Source organism: Chryseobacterium sp. IHB B 17019, from assembly GCF_001456155.1.
Taxonomy (GTDB): Bacteria; Bacteroidota; Bacteroidia; order Flavobacteriales; family Weeksellaceae; genus Chryseobacterium.
The window spans coordinates 1,219,714-1,235,559 of record NZ_CP013293.1 but is presented as its reverse complement, the minus strand read 5'-3'; the positions used below and the strand labels follow the sequence as shown (position 1 = coordinate 1,235,559).

The 15,846-nt window shown below is 36.1% G+C and carries 14 protein-coding genes; all 14 read right to left on the bottom strand.

The window, feature by feature from the left end; translation table 11 throughout:
• Positions 1-262 precede the first annotated feature (262 nt).
• Positions 263-910: a response regulator transcription factor gene (locus tag ATE47_RS05635; RefSeq protein WP_228376324.1), complete on the bottom strand. Its 648-nt coding sequence runs from the start codon at positions 908-910 to the stop codon at positions 263-265.
• The gene (locus ATE47_RS05630) at positions 894-2,618 is read right to left on the bottom strand and encodes a sensor histidine kinase (RefSeq protein ID WP_062161041.1); all 1,725 of its coding nucleotides are present in this window, start codon (positions 2,616-2,618) and stop codon (positions 894-896) included. The genes ATE47_RS05635 and ATE47_RS05630 overlap by 17 nt, the downstream gene beginning before the upstream one ends.
• A gap of 540 nt (positions 2,619-3,158) precedes the next feature.
• Positions 3,159-4,319, bottom strand: a complete 1,161-nt coding sequence (locus ATE47_RS05625; protein WP_062161040.1) for an aminotransferase class I/II-fold pyridoxal phosphate-dependent enzyme — start codon at positions 4,317-4,319, stop codon at positions 3,159-3,161.
• Between the two features lie 24 nt (positions 4,320-4,343).
• A complete protein-coding gene (locus ATE47_RS05620; protein WP_062161039.1) occupies positions 4,344-4,946 on the bottom strand; it encodes an acetyltransferase in 603 nt (200 codons plus the stop codon).
• Positions 4,947-4,964: 18 nt separating this feature from the next.
• Complete coding sequence (locus ATE47_RS05615; protein WP_062161038.1) at positions 4,965-5,570, bottom strand: sugar transferase; 606 nt, start codon at positions 5,568-5,570, stop codon at positions 4,965-4,967.
• Positions 5,563-6,723, bottom strand: a complete 1,161-nt coding sequence (locus ATE47_RS05610) for a glycosyltransferase family 4 protein (protein WP_062161037.1) — start codon at positions 6,721-6,723, stop codon at positions 5,563-5,565. Before ATE47_RS05610 ends, ATE47_RS05615 begins: the two co-directional genes overlap by 8 nt.
• Before the next feature lie 2 nt (positions 6,724-6,725).
• A complete protein-coding gene (locus ATE47_RS05605) occupies positions 6,726-8,048 on the bottom strand; it encodes a polysaccharide pyruvyl transferase family protein (RefSeq protein WP_062161036.1) in 1,323 nt (440 codons plus the stop codon).
• A gap of 1 nt (position 8,049) precedes the next feature.
• Positions 8,050-8,961 (bottom strand): glycosyltransferase family 2 protein, encoded by a 912-nt coding sequence (locus ATE47_RS05600; protein ID WP_062161035.1) that lies wholly within the window; start codon positions 8,959-8,961, stop codon positions 8,050-8,052.
• On the bottom strand, positions 8,958-10,124 hold the full coding sequence (locus tag ATE47_RS05595) for a glycosyltransferase family 4 protein (protein ID WP_062161034.1): 1,167 nt from the start codon (positions 10,122-10,124) through the stop codon (positions 8,958-8,960). Before ATE47_RS05595 ends, ATE47_RS05600 begins: the two co-directional genes overlap by 4 nt.
• Before the next feature lie 362 nt (positions 10,125-10,486).
• A complete protein-coding gene (locus tag ATE47_RS05590) occupies positions 10,487-11,524 on the bottom strand; it encodes an ATP-grasp domain-containing protein (RefSeq protein ID WP_062161033.1) in 1,038 nt (345 codons plus the stop codon).
• A 4-nt stretch (positions 11,525-11,528) separates the two neighbouring features.
• Positions 11,529-12,110, bottom strand: coding sequence for an acyltransferase (locus ATE47_RS05585; RefSeq protein ID WP_062161032.1), 582 nt, complete (start codon positions 12,108-12,110; stop codon positions 11,529-11,531).
• Positions 12,088-13,338 carry an oligosaccharide flippase family protein gene (locus ATE47_RS05580; protein ID WP_062161031.1) on the bottom strand — a complete coding sequence of 417 codons (1,251 nt, stop codon included), beginning with the start codon at positions 13,336-13,338 and terminating at the stop codon, positions 12,088-12,090. Before ATE47_RS05580 ends, ATE47_RS05585 begins: the two co-directional genes overlap by 23 nt.
• Positions 13,338-14,435, bottom strand: a complete 1,098-nt coding sequence (locus ATE47_RS05575; RefSeq protein ID WP_062161030.1) for a right-handed parallel beta-helix repeat-containing protein — start codon at positions 14,433-14,435, stop codon at positions 13,338-13,340. The genes ATE47_RS05580 and ATE47_RS05575 overlap by 1 nt, the downstream gene beginning before the upstream one ends.
• Complete coding sequence (locus tag ATE47_RS05570) at positions 14,432-15,805, bottom strand: oligosaccharide repeat unit polymerase (RefSeq protein WP_062161029.1); 1,374 nt, start codon at positions 15,803-15,805, stop codon at positions 14,432-14,434. Before ATE47_RS05570 ends, ATE47_RS05575 begins: the two co-directional genes overlap by 4 nt.
• Positions 15,806-15,846 lie beyond the last annotated feature (41 nt).

Below are 15,846 nucleotides of genomic sequence, written 5' to 3'. Positions count from 1 at the left end.
TTTGTGTTTTTATAAATAAGCTTTAAGAAGTCGGTTTAGGTAAAATACATACACCAAATCATCACTTATATTATGAAACTATAACACTAGCTTATAGTTTTGCCTTTCTTTTAAATAAAATCAAATGCTTAATTTTATTGATACAAAGTAACAACTTTACAGCATAAAATTCTTTACAACAGACATAGATATAAATCGATTACGGTATAGATATTTATCGACATTTATTGGAATAAAACATGAAAAACCGGCTCCGGAATTTCTATATTTTATGATGAGTCTTGATAAGGTCTATAAGCTCTACAAGATTCTCAATTTTCAACTTATTAAATATATTTTTTTTAATTGTACTTACTGTATTTTGCTTGATATCAAGATCATTGGCAATTTCCAGATTTCCGTATCCTTCGGCGTATAGTATTGCTATCTGCAATTCCCTGTTGGTCAAAACATTAAGAGGATTAACCATCCCCGGATTGTTGGCAAACTGAGCCAATAAATCCTGTGAAACGGCAGAAATATATTTACCGTCATTGATAATATCCGAAATGGCCTGTCGAAGATCTTCTTCTTCACCCAATTTGCTTAAATAGCCATTAGCACCGGCATTAATGAATTTGAGGGCATGCACATTTTCTTCCAGACCTGAAAAAATCAAAATTTTGATGTCCGGATTCGCATTTCTCATCTGCGATAAGATATGCAGGCTGTTTCCATCCGGAAAATGGGCGTCAATGATGGCTATTTCTATTCCCTTTGAGGCTACCAGCCCCACTATCTGCTGTAAAGATGAGGTATGATACACTTCAGCATTGGGTACAATATCATTGATTACGATCTCAACGCCCTGTCTTACAATACTATGATCATCTGCTAAAAGGAATTTTATCTCTTTATCTGCTTTCATCATTATTACTATTTAAATTTATCCTGAATGTTACTTTTGTCCCTTTATTCAACTCGCTTGAGATCGATATGTCACCATTGAAAAGCCCTACAATTTCCTTACACAAATTAAGACCCAATCCCGCGCCGAGATTATCAATTTCATCAGATACCATTCCCTGATAATAGGGCTCAAAAATTTTCCCGAGGTCGGACTTTGATATTCCGGCACCGGTGTCCGCTATCGTTGTGATCAGGGAAACTGTATTTTCATTTACTTTTTCGGTAGTCATGGTAAGGTCAATCTGCCCGTTTTCCGTGAACTTGTTGGCGTTCCCCAGAATGTTCATCAACAATTGGTTGATTTTTATATTATCTGAATTTACCACCAGATTTTCAGGGATTTGGTTGGCTACCACAAACTTATTATTCCTTGTTTCTATATATGGCGTAATGGCCGTAACGATAGAATTGATCTCATCTTTAAGGTTGAAAACCGTATTGGCAAGCTTTTGATCTGCATCCTGATTTTTTGTATATTCTAAAATCTGGTTGGATTGTATCAGCAAGGTGCTGTTGGTAAACTTGATTGATTTTAGGTAGTCTTTTATGGTCTCATCCTTTGTTGTCCTGTTGATTTTATCGATAAAAATATTGATAATTTTCAGTGGGGATCTCAGTTCGTGGCTCAGCATTCCGAGTATCCTGTTTTTGAAGTTAAGATTATTCTTAATCTGCTTGTTCGCCTCATTAAGCTTAAACTCATATATGAATGCAACCCTTGTGAAATACATGATAATAATAGATACGATAAACATTAAAATCATTAATCCGAGTACAAGATAAGTCCTGATTTTATTATTAATGGAATTTTGCTTGCTGTATTCCTTTTCTAATTCTGATTTGAAGTCTTTGATAGCCGTTTCATACACATCAATCAGGCCTCTGCTGTAAACCAATAATTTACTGAAATTACTGTAAAAATGGATGTTATCCTTTTGGTTCTGAGCTGCATGTACGCGTACTTTTTTTATCTGAGACAGATAATGCTTGTCCATAGATTTTATTACGCTATCCATCTGAGATTTCAAATTGGAAGGGTCTATGGTTTTATTATTGGTCATTGTAATGACGGTACTTTCCTTTCTCACATCCACTTTTCCGGCTATTGCATCTTTCAGCCTTCCCATAAAGCCTTTCTTTTTGATGGTGTCGGTATAGGTGTGGGTTTGTATCTTCAGGTTTTCAAAATTATTTTTAAACTTTTTAAGCTCAAACTGGCTGTCTTCAAGTTTTGCGGGCGGTTTCAGGGAATACTGATACACAGAATCTATCAATGTATTGAACCTCGTAACTTCCATAGTATCTTTTTCCTGCAGCGTAAGATTGCGCTTCAGCCTGGGACTGATCTCTCCGTATTGACCTATTTTATCAAAATTAGCTTTAAGCTTTCGGAGGGACTCAAAGTAAGCTTTCAGATCGTCTTCATCCTGGCTTACCATGTATCTCTGAAGATAATTCTGGGCATCCATGAAGTCTTTTCTCGAATTGTCGGTGAGCCCTGTCAAAGCTTTACTTTCTTCCAGCTGGTTTTTGATAAATTCCAGCTTTTTTCCGTTTACGAATTCGTTATAAAAAAATATAGCTATTATAATCTGTATCAGTAAAATACATAGTATCAAAGAATAATGAACAATTTTCCTCAATTTGAAATCCAAGAATTTATTTTTCATATCTGTTTCTCAGGCGAATTAACTTTCTGATTATTTTAATCTGTTTACTATTAGTTTTTTAAATGATATAAAATTTTATTACAAAATTCAGTAATTGGTTTATATCATTCAACCGGCAAAGTTAAATTAATTTTTGTCTCAGCAATTAATACTTTTAGCCAAAATTACAATCCGCCAAAATCCGTCAATATCAAATCGTTAGCGTTAATATATATATTTTATTAAAAATTTCGAATTAAATAAAAAGAATCACTATATATTGAATAAAAATGTTTTATTGATTAAAATCATATTAAATAAAAATTAATTTAAAATAACAAAAAAGCCTTCAAATACTTAGATTTAAAGACTTTGGATATTTCTGGCTTAAAGATACACTTAGCAACTGCCCGGATTTTCCCGATAAGTGCATTGGTTTTATCTTTTAAGTCTTTAAAAACAATAAAAAATCCCCAAAATGGGGATTTTAGTTTCTTCATTAAAAATCTTCTCCTGAATTGAATAGTAATTAGCAGATTGATAACACCAAAGGTGGATGTATTACCGCGAAACAGAATATTCCTTCTTATTGGAAAGAACTTCTATCATTACTTTTGCAATTCTTTCTTTTTCGTCTTCAGACAGGTTTGATCCTGACGGTAGACACAGGCTGTTCCCGAACAGCTCTTCTGCTACTTTTCCTCCGTAATATGGAGCATCTTCAAAAACCGGCTGCATGTGCATTGGCTTCCAGATAGGTCGGGATTCTATATCATCTTCCAAAAATGCAAGACGAAGGTCTTCACGGGTTTTTAATGATTTTGACTCGTCAATTGTAATAACAGACAACCAATGGTTGCTGTAAAAATCCGGACCCGGCTCTGAAAACAACTCTACTCCATCAATATTTTTACAGATTTCAGCGTAAAATTCGTGTATTTTTCTGCGGCCTTCTACCCTTTCGTTCAAAACTTCCATCTGCCCGCGCCCGATTCCTGCACTGATATTGCTCATTCTGTAATTGTACCCGATATGAGAGTGCTGATAATGCGGTGCTTCATCCCTCGCCTGTGTAGAGAGAAATACTGCTTTGTCTTTGTCTTCCTGGGAATGGCAAACCAGCGCACCTCCTCCGGAAGTGGTAATGATTTTGTTACCGTTGAAAGACAAAATCCCGAAACGCCCGAAAGTACCACAGGCTTTTCCTTTATATTTGGAGCCTAATGATTCGGCGGCGTCTTCAATGACAGGGATGTTATATTCTGCAGCGATTGTTAAGATTTCATCCATTTTCGCCGGCATCCCGTAAAGATGAACAACGATAATGGCTTTCGGTTTTTTACCTTTTTCTATTCTGTCTTCTATAGCTTCCTGGAGGGCAACCGGACACATGTTCCAGGTATCTTTTTCGGAATCTATAAAAACAGGGATTGCTCCCAGATACGCAATAGGATTTGCAGATGCGGAAAATGTCATAGACTGGCATATAACCTCATCGCCGGGGTTCACATCACATTCAATCAACGCAAGGTGCAGCGCGGCAGTTCCCGCGGAAAGAGCAGCTACTTTTACTCCTTCATTTAAGAATATTTCCAAATCTTGTTCAAAACCATCAACATTCGGTCCTAAAGGCGCTATCCAATTTGCGTTAAATGCTTCTTTAATGTACTTTAATTCGTTTCCTCCCATATGGGGAGAGGACAACCATACTTTTGATTTCATATTTTACTATTCTAAATTTTGCTACTAAATTTTTAAACTTTTACTTTTTATGACCTTCCCTGGATTGCCTACTACCGTACAACCATCCGGAACATCACTGATAATAACGGCTCCGGCACCAATAGTGCACCATTTGCCGATTGTTATCCCCTGTATTACATTGGCTCCTATTCCTACATGGGATCCTTCGCCTACGTGTACATTTCCGCCGAGGGCAGCGTTTGGGGATATGTGTACAAAGTCATCCAGGATGCAGTCGTGATCTATAGAAGCGTTGGTGTTTACAATGCAGTGTTTTCCTATTTTCACTACTGTATTTATGGTAACACCGGCCATCACAATGGTTCCTTCACCGATCTTTACCCTTTTGGATATGACCGCTTTCGGATGTACCAGTGTAACGTACTTGAACAGCTCATTCTGATCTACTATTCTTTTCCTGATCCTGTTGTTGCCTATAGAAATAAGTACTTCTATATCATGCGGTGGAACATCGTGAAGAACAGGATAACTTAATACTTTTTCTTTCGATAGATTTTCATCAATGTATGCTTCAATGTTATAGCCACTTTCTTCAGCGACTTCAGCCACTACTTTTCCATGACCGCTTGCTCCGTATAAGTACATATTCTATCTACATTTTAATTAATTATTTCCCTTAAAAGCTTCTACCGTTGCCTGATGTGCCTGGTTGATTCCTTCCTTTTTCAATACTTTTTTTAAGGTCAGAATGATTACCCTGCAATCTGTTGCAAAAGACAAATGATCAACATACCAGATGTCTAGTTCAAATTTCTTCGTCCAGGAGATGGCATTTCGCCCATTTACCTGTGCCCAGCCCGTAATTCCAGGGCGTATACTGTGTCGTCTTCTCTGAGTTTCATTATATAATTCCAGGTATTGCGGCAGCAAAGGTCTGGGACCGATGATTGCCATATCACCTTTCAATACATTTATCAATTGTGGAAGCTCATCCAGGGAAGTCTGCCGTATGAAACTTCCGATAGGTGTCAAGCGTTCCGAGTCAGGGAGGTAATTGCCCTGTGCATCCTTTTTATCATTCATTGTCTTAAACTTGATGATATGGAATATCTTCTCGTTTAAGCCCGGCCGTGCCTGAACAAAGAATGGCTTACCCTGATTTGCGAAATACAATAAGACCATGACTACAATAAAAACAGGCGACAACAAGATCAGCCCCGTCAATGCAATCATAAAATCTATAAGCCTTTTAAAAAAAAATTTATACACGATAATCTCTTTCTTTAATTAGTTTTTTATACTCACACAATAAGGCGTCCCAAATTACTGACTGCTGATAGCGGGACTCAATCATTTCCCGGGCATTCATTCTCAACTGATGGTAAAAATCTTTGTCCGCTATCATTCTTTCCATTGCTTCGTTAAGCTTTTCACTGTTTTTCACCGGAACTATTACTCCATTTTGGCCTTCTCTGATAATTTCGTTGCATCCGTTGATATCGGAAACTATACTTGGCAATTCCATGGCTCCTGCCTGCATCACAACATTCGGGAAGCCTTCTCGATAGCTTGGGAAAGCCAGTGCATCCGAAATCGCAAAATACGGCCGCACATCCTTCTGAAAGCCTACGGACAGGATATCCGGATTATTTTTAATTTCATTTAATGTTTCCGGAGCCAAAGGATCCAGTTCTTGTTCCAGCGGGCCAACAAGCAGTAATTTTGAGCGTTTTCCATCTTTATTTAAAAGAGAAAAAGCTTTCACCAACTCATTAATCCCTTTATCTCCCACCAAACGTCCTACAAACACAAAAACAAAATCCCCTTCTTCTATTTTTAATTCTTTCCTTAACTGTTCTTTCTGCGTTTCGGAAACCTGCTTGGGTGAAAAATGTTCCAGATCAATCCCGTTCACATTTCCGTTTCCGATCACCCTTAATGCTTTTGAAGTGATATTGTAATTAATCAAATCCTTTTTAACACCTTCACCTTCCGGGTAAATGTGTGTGGCAGCCGAACACAATAGTTTATCCATACTGATAAGCAGCTTCTGCACGACCCCTTTCCTTGTGGGGAAAATAAGCCCCGTAAAAGTGTGTATCCTGATAGGAACACCTGCCATTTTACCGGAAAGCATCGTCAAAAGCCCGGCTTTAGGGGTGATGGAGTGAACAATGATCGGCTTCTCTGTTTTTAAAACTTTATATAATTTATAAAGAGAATTCAGGTCTTTCAAAGGACTGATCCCTCTTTCCATATTCACGCTGATCGTTTTGATACCTTCCCTTTGTTTTACCTCATCAAGCAACTGCCCTTCAGAAGATATTCCCACGACTTCGTAAGATTCATTTAAGAACTTCAATTGCCCTTTTAATAAAACATTTAAGGACAATGGTATTGTTGATGTCCGAACTATTTTCATATTTAATACAAGGATTGAATGTCTTTTATTAATCTGTTTCTGCTGTCTGTAACCAGACTCATTGATTTGTTCAGTTGTGTTTTTATGTGATCGTATTCCGAAATAGCTTTGTCAAACATATTGATCAGTATATCCGGTTTTACATCCTGGATCTGAACAACATAATCATCCAGACTAAAATCTCCCATGATACCCAGAGCCTTGTTTCCGCCATATCCGATGGCGATGGAAGGAACCAGGGAAGTCAGTGAAAAGATGATAGAATGAAAACGCGTGCCTATGAAAAAATAAAAATTGGAGTAAACGGCTTTCAATATATCGCAGGACAAATTTTCATTGATCCAGATTATATTAGGATCCTGAACTTTTTCCAGCAAATCTCTGATGGCGTTACGGTCATCTTCATGGGAATTCGGGCCTAATGACTGATTGCATAAAGCTACTTTGTAACCTTTGCTCAACAAATGTTTTGTAAGCTCCGCCACTGAATCTATATACTTTTTGTACAATCCTTCCGGATTCGATAAGCCCGGAAAACGCCACGGCCGAATCGTAACCCCTACAATTTTGTCTTCCGGTGTTAAATTATATTTTTCCAATATTTTCAGGGCTTCTTCCTGACTTCCTTTTTCAAGGAAAAAACCAAGATCCATCTCTACCGGAATATTTTTTTCCAATAACTCACCTAAACTTTTAGATGAAACATTTTCACGTGCATACACCAAATCCAATTGATTGAAAACTGTGCGCACCTGCTTCTTCACCGTCAATCCTATAAAAGGTCCGTAAGAATTGGGTAAGAAAACAACCTTTTTACCCAAAGCTTTAGCCAGCCTCACATAAAATAAGAAATACCACATGAGATAAGGCGCCGTTTTTTCACCGTAAGCATGAATAAAGCCTCCGCCCTTTACAAAAATTGTTTTTGCATCATGAAACTGTTTTACCGTGCGATAGGTTTTATCATCAAAATTTTTCTTTACTTTCTCAAGATCGTTGCATATTTTTATTAGATATCTGGTGTTTTTAAAATCCATTCCTGCATTTTTGATCTGCTTCAACAACTCAAGCTTGGATTCTTTTATGTGTTCTCCTGATTTATGCTGCCCTCTTCTGGGATGCTTCAAAATATTTTCTAATAACTTAAAGCCGTGCTCTTCAGACTGTCTGCACAACAAGGCTCTTTCCTCTTCATTATCACCGGCATCCAGTATGTACACCTCATCATAAAGCCCGGTATCTTTGGCCAGCCTCCAGCTTTCCCAGACCAAAGCCTGATCACCTTTATTCAAATCTGTTACTCCAGGTACTATTATCGCATTCATTCTATTTCAATTTTCCTTGTTTAATCCTTTGCGTGCTTTGCTTTATCTTATAGTTTATGTATACATTCAGCAGTATTCCGAAGGGAATTGCCATGAGAGTGTATAGCTTATTCGGGGAGTCTTTAAAAAAATTCCATTTTCCGGCAAAAAGGCATGAGCTTACGTAGTGTACTGAGTTTTTCAGCACCACTTTTTTGTTTATCCCATACTTCATTTTCATTTTTCTATATTCTATGAAGGACTTGGGGCTCGTTTTATATCTTTTATATAATCCGTTGGACAATCCGTCCTGCTGGTATTCTATAATACAGTATATTTCATTGGAAATAAGAAACTTATAATCCTGATCAATCAATGTAAATATCCAGCTGACCTCATGAAAAATTTCATTTTCAAAATAAGGGTAAGGCAGGTATTTCTTATACTTCGCCGTATCAAAAATATATTTCTTGTCTCCTTTAATTTTATAATAATCCACTAATTCTGAATACGTTGATTCCTCTACGTTCGGTAAGTATTCCCCTGCCACAGAGCCGTCTTCATAAGCATCCAGCCCGATAATTCCGGCAGAATTGCTTTTCCTGTTGTCTTTCCAGAATTTTAATATTTTCCGAATCCCGTCATCAGGCAGATAATCATCTGAATCGATACAAGTAAACAATTCAGTATCAATATAATCGAGGGCTAAAATCTGGGCGGCCAGCTTGCCTTTATTTTTCTGATAATAATATTGGATTTCGATCTTATTTTCTTCGATCCATTTTTCCACCTGAGCTGAAGTATTATCAGTGGAACCGTCATCAATAATGATCCATTTAAAATCCGGACTGGTTTGACTGCACAGAGAATTATAGAGCCTTACAAGGGTCTTTTCTCTGTTGAAAGTTGGGGTAAAAACGGTGATTGACTTCATGATTTCTCTAATTTTTTAAAGATTTTATCAAACTCTTCCACCTGATTCTTTTTACCGTAATTATTGACGATCAGCGATTTTCCGTTGCGTGCAATAAATTGGTATAACTCCCTGTCTTTATAAAGCTTAGATATATATTCATAATAATCGTCCACATTATTGTGCGTAGCAATATATCCTGTAAAATTGTGTAAAATATAATCCGTAACACCTCCTACAGGATTTGCGATCACCGGAATTTCAAAAGCAAGAGCTTCCATGATTACACGGGGCAAACCTTCAGTATCAGACGGATGTATTACGATATCAGTGTTTTGAAAAATGCTGTACGGATCCTTTTGATTAAGCAGAATTTCTACATTTTCATCAAGCTTAAGCTGAGTAATCTCATTGCGGATTTTCTTTAAGAAATTCTCTGAAACAGGAGTGTCATAGACGGCTCCCATTAAGATCAACTTAAAATTAATATTATTATCCTTTAATCTCTTTGCCAAAGAAACAGACATTCCCTGCCCTTTTGCCGGCAGAAATCCACCACAATGTAAAATGACCATTGGATCATTGTCCTTACGTTCTTTTCTTGCGCTTCTGTATTGCTCAACCTTTGCAAGATCAATGGCATTTGGTACTACAAAAATCTTTTCCAGCGGCGCCAGACCTCCTGTAAAGATCGCCTGTCTGGTAGATTGTGATACTCCGATGAAATAATCAGAGTTGTACTTAAACATCAGTTTTTTCAGGAAGCTTATAGAATTATAAGCGAACCATCCTCTTGCAAAATAAGCTATTTTATAGTCCTTCCCTTTCTTTAAGATTGAGTTGGTTTTAATGTTGTTAACAATAACTACATCGGATTTGAAGGTCTTCTGAAAACTTTTGAATTCTTTTTTCAGCCTGAACCAATCCGACAAAAACAAAATGATATTTACAAAAATCTTAACCGGATTTTTCGTACCAAAAATCGCAATAGGGGTATCATTCTTTTTTAATATCCTGATGGGGATATTATTAGCTTTTACATCATCAACAAAGTCGCTGCAATTACCCCAGAAATCTACGATAACCGAATTATGCCCCTCTTCATTTAGTCTTTTAGCCAATTCTATCGTACTCTTACGGGCACCACCATGAATTTGAACGGCTTCAAGGAAAATTATATTCATTTTTATATTATATCACTCATTAATAATGTAATTCAGATAAAATTGGTTATAGTTTTTTTTAAAGCTGATGGGAAAGAATAATCACCATATTATCAGTTGGAAGTCCTGAGAATGCTGGAATTATTTTATTAATACAAAAGATTTTTTTTCAGATCTGTGTGTGTGTTCAGATATCAATGGTAGATGGAGCAAAAATTTCCTTTTTGCGGCCATACAATTTTTTAAACGATTTGTTATAAAACTGTATTTAAACTATTATTTTACTACTAATAAACAAATATACGAAAAAATATATCACAATAAATGGAATAAACACTCAAAATTAATAACTTGTTAATACACGAATAATTATTAGCAAAAAATTATTGTATTAATGAAATTTCATTTAAAAAATTATTGATAATTTCATATTCCAGATTTACCTGAGTCTCAGTCCAATGCAGGTTCTGATCATAAAATCCAAGGCATCGGTCATAGACATAAGGTTGAAATCCGTAACTTATTTCGACAACCAGAGGCTGGTCGTTAGCATCAAATATAAAATCATACGCTACACATAACATATTGAGTTTTTTGGCGGCCTTAAATGCTATATTTACCGCTTCCAGATTAAATTTTCCCGGCGCAAACTCAAGCATTCCGCTGCCGGAAGCCCGGAAATCGTTATCCCTTGTATTTCTTTTCAGAAAATAGCATTTATTGCCGATAACGATGAGCCTTATATCATATTTCAGATCAGGAATAAACTCCTGAAAGTAGATGTAGTTTTTTTGTTTTGGGAAAACTTTGTATTGCTGATCCACAAAAATCCCTTTGAAGCCCCATTTTATAATCCTTAAAAAATTGTGAAGGCTTTTCTGTCTCGAGAATCTTTCAATCGTATCTTTAAAGATAGCCTTGGAATCAAATGCATTGAAGCCTCCTCCGAATGCCTGGTTGACTATTCTTCTTGCCTGTTCTTTTGTTTTTACAAGCTTTACATTGATGGATCCTGCACCTCCTTTTAATTTAAAAACTTTAGGAAACGACGCATTTTCTATATATTTTTCTGCCTCATTACGGTGATAAAAGACATCTGCTTTTACCAATGGTATGTCAAGTGCTTCCAAAAGGTACTTTTGGGCCACTTTATCATCAAAATGCCAGTAAGAATCTTCATTAGGAAATGTCTTTATACCAACCTGGCTGATAGCTCTGAACAAGGTTCTTGCGTGCAGCATGTCCTCAAAATAATTCTGATTGAAGTGCCACATGAAATGCGTAACCTTATTCTCTTTTATCTGCTTAATAATATCATTATCAAAAGCATTCAATATCACATACGGTATGTTTTTCTGCTCCAGAAATTCTATCCAGCGGTCAGAAAAGCTGCCTTTACGGTGATGTATTCCTATCTTCATTCTTTCAATATTGTTTAATTACTTTAAACGAATCCGTTCCATATATGCTTTTCGGAGGAACTTCTCCTTTTACCACACTACCGGCCATTATCACAGAGCCTTCCCTGATAATGGTGCCTGCCAGAATGATCACATTGGATCCTATCCAGACATTATCTTCTATGATCACAGGTCTTCCTTCGTCAGCTATCGTGAGCCTGTCAATGGGGTTTTCCATAGCGAGGATATGCCCATTTGAATCTATAATATTTGTATTGGCTGCAATTAAGCAGTTGCTACCTATCGTAATCTTTTTTACAGCATGAATACAAGTACCGTGTATCCTGCAGTTTTCACCAATGATAATCTCAGCTTCCGGCCTGTCTGCCAATAGTTTACAGGAGGAATGCATGTTGATATGATATTTTTTCTTTGATGAATTTATTAATGTATTTTTTCCTATTGTGATCCTGGCTTCTTTATGCCTGAAAATCACAGGAATACCTTTAAAATAAACCTTTCCTAAAAAATTAATGCCTTTTAACTTTTTATAATAGCTGCTTAGAAAGACATTGAGAATCTTATTATAAATTTTTTGTAGCATCATTTTTTAACCATTTTAAATATAAACTGGACCCTATTAAACATCTCACCAAACTCAAACTTATGGCAGAACCAAAAATTGTCGAATATCTGATCAACGGAATTGTAATAAAGAAACCTAACAATGAAAACAGTAAGGTATTTTTCATGACTAATTTATCCTGACGATGCACAATAAAATAATTAAGTCCGAAAATATTATACAACGTATATCCGAAGAGTCCTACTGATAGTATTAACAGTATCCAAAAGGCATTATCGTAGCTCACATTCAGATACCAGAATATTAATTTATTAAAAATCAGAACCCCGGCAATCATTACAGTTATCATGATCAGCATCATTTTTTTATACCACTGGAAAGCATTTTTTTTGCGGTTTAAAAATGGGAAAAACACTCTGGAAAGAATCTCAACTAGGGCTACAATCAGGTTTATTACTGTTAAAATTGCCTGATAAATCCCGACTAATTGCGCCGTTCCGAAAATCCCCAGCACGAAAGTACTGGTGTTGTTGTATAGGGTTGGCACAAACTGGTTGATGAAAATCGGTGAATTAACTTTTATAGTTTTAATAATCGTTTTATAAGGCAGAAAAATGAACTTCAGCTTATACTTTTTCACCAATACATATTGTCCAACTATACCGGCTCCGATATACCCCGCACTTTGCAAAAGCGGATAAATCCAGAAATCACTTTCTTTTTTAATGAAAATAAACACACATAACGTGAAAAAAAGCTTAATTCCTAAATTCAAATAAGTGATATAACGCATTTTTTCAATCCCTTGAAAAAACCATTCAGGAAATAATACATAGCCCAATAAAAGTAAGCTTGTATAGAAATAAATCTCCTTGTTTTCGTAAAACGGCGGATAGAAATAGACCGCTATCAAAATGATAAGCCAAGAAATCAACAAAAACAATGTTTTGATTGTCAGAACTTTACTGTAAATGATATTCAGCTTTTTAGGACTGTCCCTGTAGATAGCCACATCACGTGTAGCCGTAATCCTGAAACTGTAATCCGTAAGTGCTGTAAAATAAGCGATCAACGAGGCTGCAAAGACAACCACTCCATATTTTTCGAATCCTATTACTCTTAAAATATAAGGCAGCGTGACCAGCGGCAACAACATTCCCACCAACTGCAAGGCAGACAGTGACACGAAGTTTTCCAGCAGTGCCTTCTTATCCTTAGTATTAAAAATATTTTTTATTCTATTGATCATTATTTTAAAGTAATTGTTTCGTCATTAATCTTAAACTTTTGATCATAGCCATTTGCACTTTTTGAAGCTGTTCCTATTTTCTGCAGGTCAATATTCACATTTACCTGATGCGGGGCACCTTTGAACGATCTGAATTTTGCCGTTGAATTATTTTGTGAAGAAAAATTAGCCACACTAATGTTTCCGTTCAGCTGGGGAAGGCCTTTATCAAGCTTATCCCTGGTAACAGCCATCCCGAAGCCGATTTTAGAACCGTTATCTTTAAAATTATTGATCGCAATTGAGATTACCTTTTGCTGTTTACCCACCATGTTTCCGGGCGAAATAATAATTCCATAATTCCCGTTATTTCTGGTTTCTATGTTGTTGAGCCTTACATTTTTTATGTCGTAATAATTGCTGTCGGGCTCAATATCTATTCCCGCCTGAGGATTGGTGCCTATCGTATTGGCGATGTAGGCATTTTCCACCAGAAGATTGGTAACTCCACCGATGGTCATTCCGTTTCTGCGGTTGTCTTTTAATATCGTATTTTTAATTGTGATGCCTGAAGAATTGATCTTATTTCTTCCCCCTATACAAATCCCGTCTCCCCACGCGCTTTCGATGGAAGAGCCGATGATATTGACATTGCTGGCTGATAGAATATAAATTCCCATTCCCCATTCTCCTTTAGTTGACAAGTGCTTGTGCCTGTCACCGATCAAAGTGGGATAATAGATGTCTACATTTTGAATATTAAACAAATTAAGGATTCCATTACGGTCTTTAGCATTTGGTTTCATAATCAACTTAGAATTCTTTTGAAAAAGAATCTTTTGATTTGATTTTAAACTCAATCCGTTTTCATTAACAAGAACAGGAAAATCCGGCATGATAAGCGTTGAATTTTCATTAATCCCTTTTTGAATATAAGAAGTATAATCCTTGTCTCCATTTTTGGAATATCCTTTCGGCAAATAAACGGTAAGATCCTTTGCTTTTGCAAAATATTTGGTTTTTACAGTTGAATATCCTGAAAAACGGTCTTTCACAAACTCCTGGCAATTTCCAAAAAAGCCCAATAACACAAAAAATAAGAAGATCACCTTTTTCATTTTGTTAAATTTAATTTGTTAATCATCGTAAAGAATGGTATAAACACCACCAGATTGATAAATAGTGTAGCTGAAATGGAACCAATATTAATCATCATTGAAGTGGAGCAGCCAAAGGCTAAAATGACATACAGAAAAAATAAAACCGGCGAATTTGTAGTATAAGCTTTGGTTTCAAATGTAAAAGCCAGAATGCTCAAAATAAATATATAGATGTAAAAAAAATAAATCGAAAAATGATACAATCCTGCAACTGACACCGGTACAATCTGATCCCTGGAACGTCCGGCCCCGTAAATCTGATCGTTGAATTTGATATTTGTCTTGTAATTGTCATTCGAAAATTTAGACAACACAGGAATATTCTGAGTAATATCAGAAACAAAATAATAATATTTGTCGAAAGGATTCACAACATTCTTTTTATAAGAATCATATCCTATCGCATAATTGGCTACTCCCCCAAAATACGCATTCAATTGATGGAGGGTGAAAAATCCGTCCACATCAGCTTTTTTCGTGTTTCCGGAAAACTTCGCCACGGAAGCTAATATTAATATAAAACCAAAGAAAACAGACGTATAGGTGACAATTTTTCTTTTGTACGATGGATAAAAATAAATTAACAAAAGAATTAAAGGAAAAGTAGCATACACAATACTGAAACGGCTGATCCCGATAATGATAGTCGCGTTTATGAGCACAACTAATATTGACAGGGCAAGCTTTGTCCCTTGTTTCAGCTTAAATGAATGTATTACCGAAAATATAAAAAGAACAATATAAGCCCTCATAACAGGGAACATAATACTCACCAGCGGCGAAATACTTTCTAAATCTCCGGAAAGCTTAAGCTTCAAATAAGTGGAAATATCCCATACGAAACTTAATTTCTGCAAAAAGCTTCTGTTTGATACAATAATCAATATGAAAAGCAAAAATAGCCCTGTATTAATGGTATTCAGCTTTAAAAAATGCAGTTCTGCAGCCTTCTCTTTTTTCTGTTTCGAGAACGTACAGATATGGTAAGCTACCAGGATGAAAAACAGCTCAATAAGCATCATCGCAACAGCGTAAGGCTCATTAACAGTTGTAGCCCCGAATCTTAATGCATCACCGGTGATAAAAAGAACCGGAATAACCAGGTACCGTACAATCTGCTGAATGCTAATGATCCAGAAGATAAAATAAGACTTTAGCCTATCAAAAATATTAGAAACAAATAACGTAAAAAATCCTAAGCCTACAGGCAGAAAATAAACGTCTGGATAAGAGGTATTATTCACCTTTCCATAGATAATAAAACCTATGAAAAAAAACAAAAAGCTTAAACAGAATAAAGCTAATTTTGATGATTTATTTACCTCCATGCCCAAATTAGGATGCGTTGTTATTTGTTAAAATATTATTT

What these genes read in the sequence shown, in the direction of transcription:
- ATE47_RS05635 (WP_228376324.1), bottom strand. Translation starts at nt 910, where the DNA reads ATGATGAAAGCAGATAAAGAGATAAAATTCCTTTTAGCAGATGATCAT.
- ATE47_RS05630 (WP_062161041.1), bottom strand. Translation starts at nt 2,618, where the DNA reads ATGAAAAATAAATTCTTGGATTTCAAATTGAGGAAAATTGTTCATTAT.
- ATE47_RS05625 (WP_062161040.1), bottom strand. Translation starts at nt 4,319, where the DNA reads ATGAAATCAAAAGTATGGTTGTCCTCTCCCCATATGGGAGGAAACGAA.
- ATE47_RS05620 (WP_062161039.1), bottom strand. Translation starts at nt 4,946, where the DNA reads ATGTACTTATACGGAGCAAGCGGTCATGGAAAAGTAGTGGCTGAAGTC.
- ATE47_RS05610 (WP_062161037.1), bottom strand. Translation starts at nt 6,723, where the DNA reads ATGAAAATAGTTCGGACATCAACAATACCATTGTCCTTAAATGTTTTA.
- ATE47_RS05605 (WP_062161036.1), bottom strand. Translation starts at nt 8,048, where the DNA reads ATGAATGCGATAATAGTACCTGGAGTAACAGATTTGAATAAAGGTGAT.
- ATE47_RS05600 (WP_062161035.1), bottom strand. Translation starts at nt 8,961, where the DNA reads ATGAAGTCAATCACCGTTTTTACCCCAACTTTCAACAGAGAAAAGACC.
- ATE47_RS05595 (WP_062161034.1), bottom strand. Translation starts at nt 10,124, where the DNA reads ATGAATATAATTTTCCTTGAAGCCGTTCAAATTCATGGTGGTGCCCGT.
- ATE47_RS05590 (WP_062161033.1), bottom strand. Translation starts at nt 11,524, where the DNA reads ATGAAGATAGGAATACATCACCGTAAAGGCAGCTTTTCTGACCGCTGG.
- ATE47_RS05585 (WP_062161032.1), bottom strand. Translation starts at nt 12,110, where the DNA reads ATGATGCTACAAAAAATTTATAATAAGATTCTCAATGTCTTTCTAAGC.
- ATE47_RS05580 (WP_062161031.1), bottom strand. Translation starts at nt 13,338, where the DNA reads ATGATCAATAGAATAAAAAATATTTTTAATACTAAGGATAAGAAGGCA.
- ATE47_RS05575 (WP_062161030.1), bottom strand. Translation starts at nt 14,435, where the DNA reads ATGAAAAAGGTGATCTTCTTATTTTTTGTGTTATTGGGCTTTTTTGGA.
- ATE47_RS05570 (WP_062161029.1), bottom strand. Translation starts at nt 15,805, where the DNA reads ATGGAGGTAAATAAATCATCAAAATTAGCTTTATTCTGTTTAAGCTTT.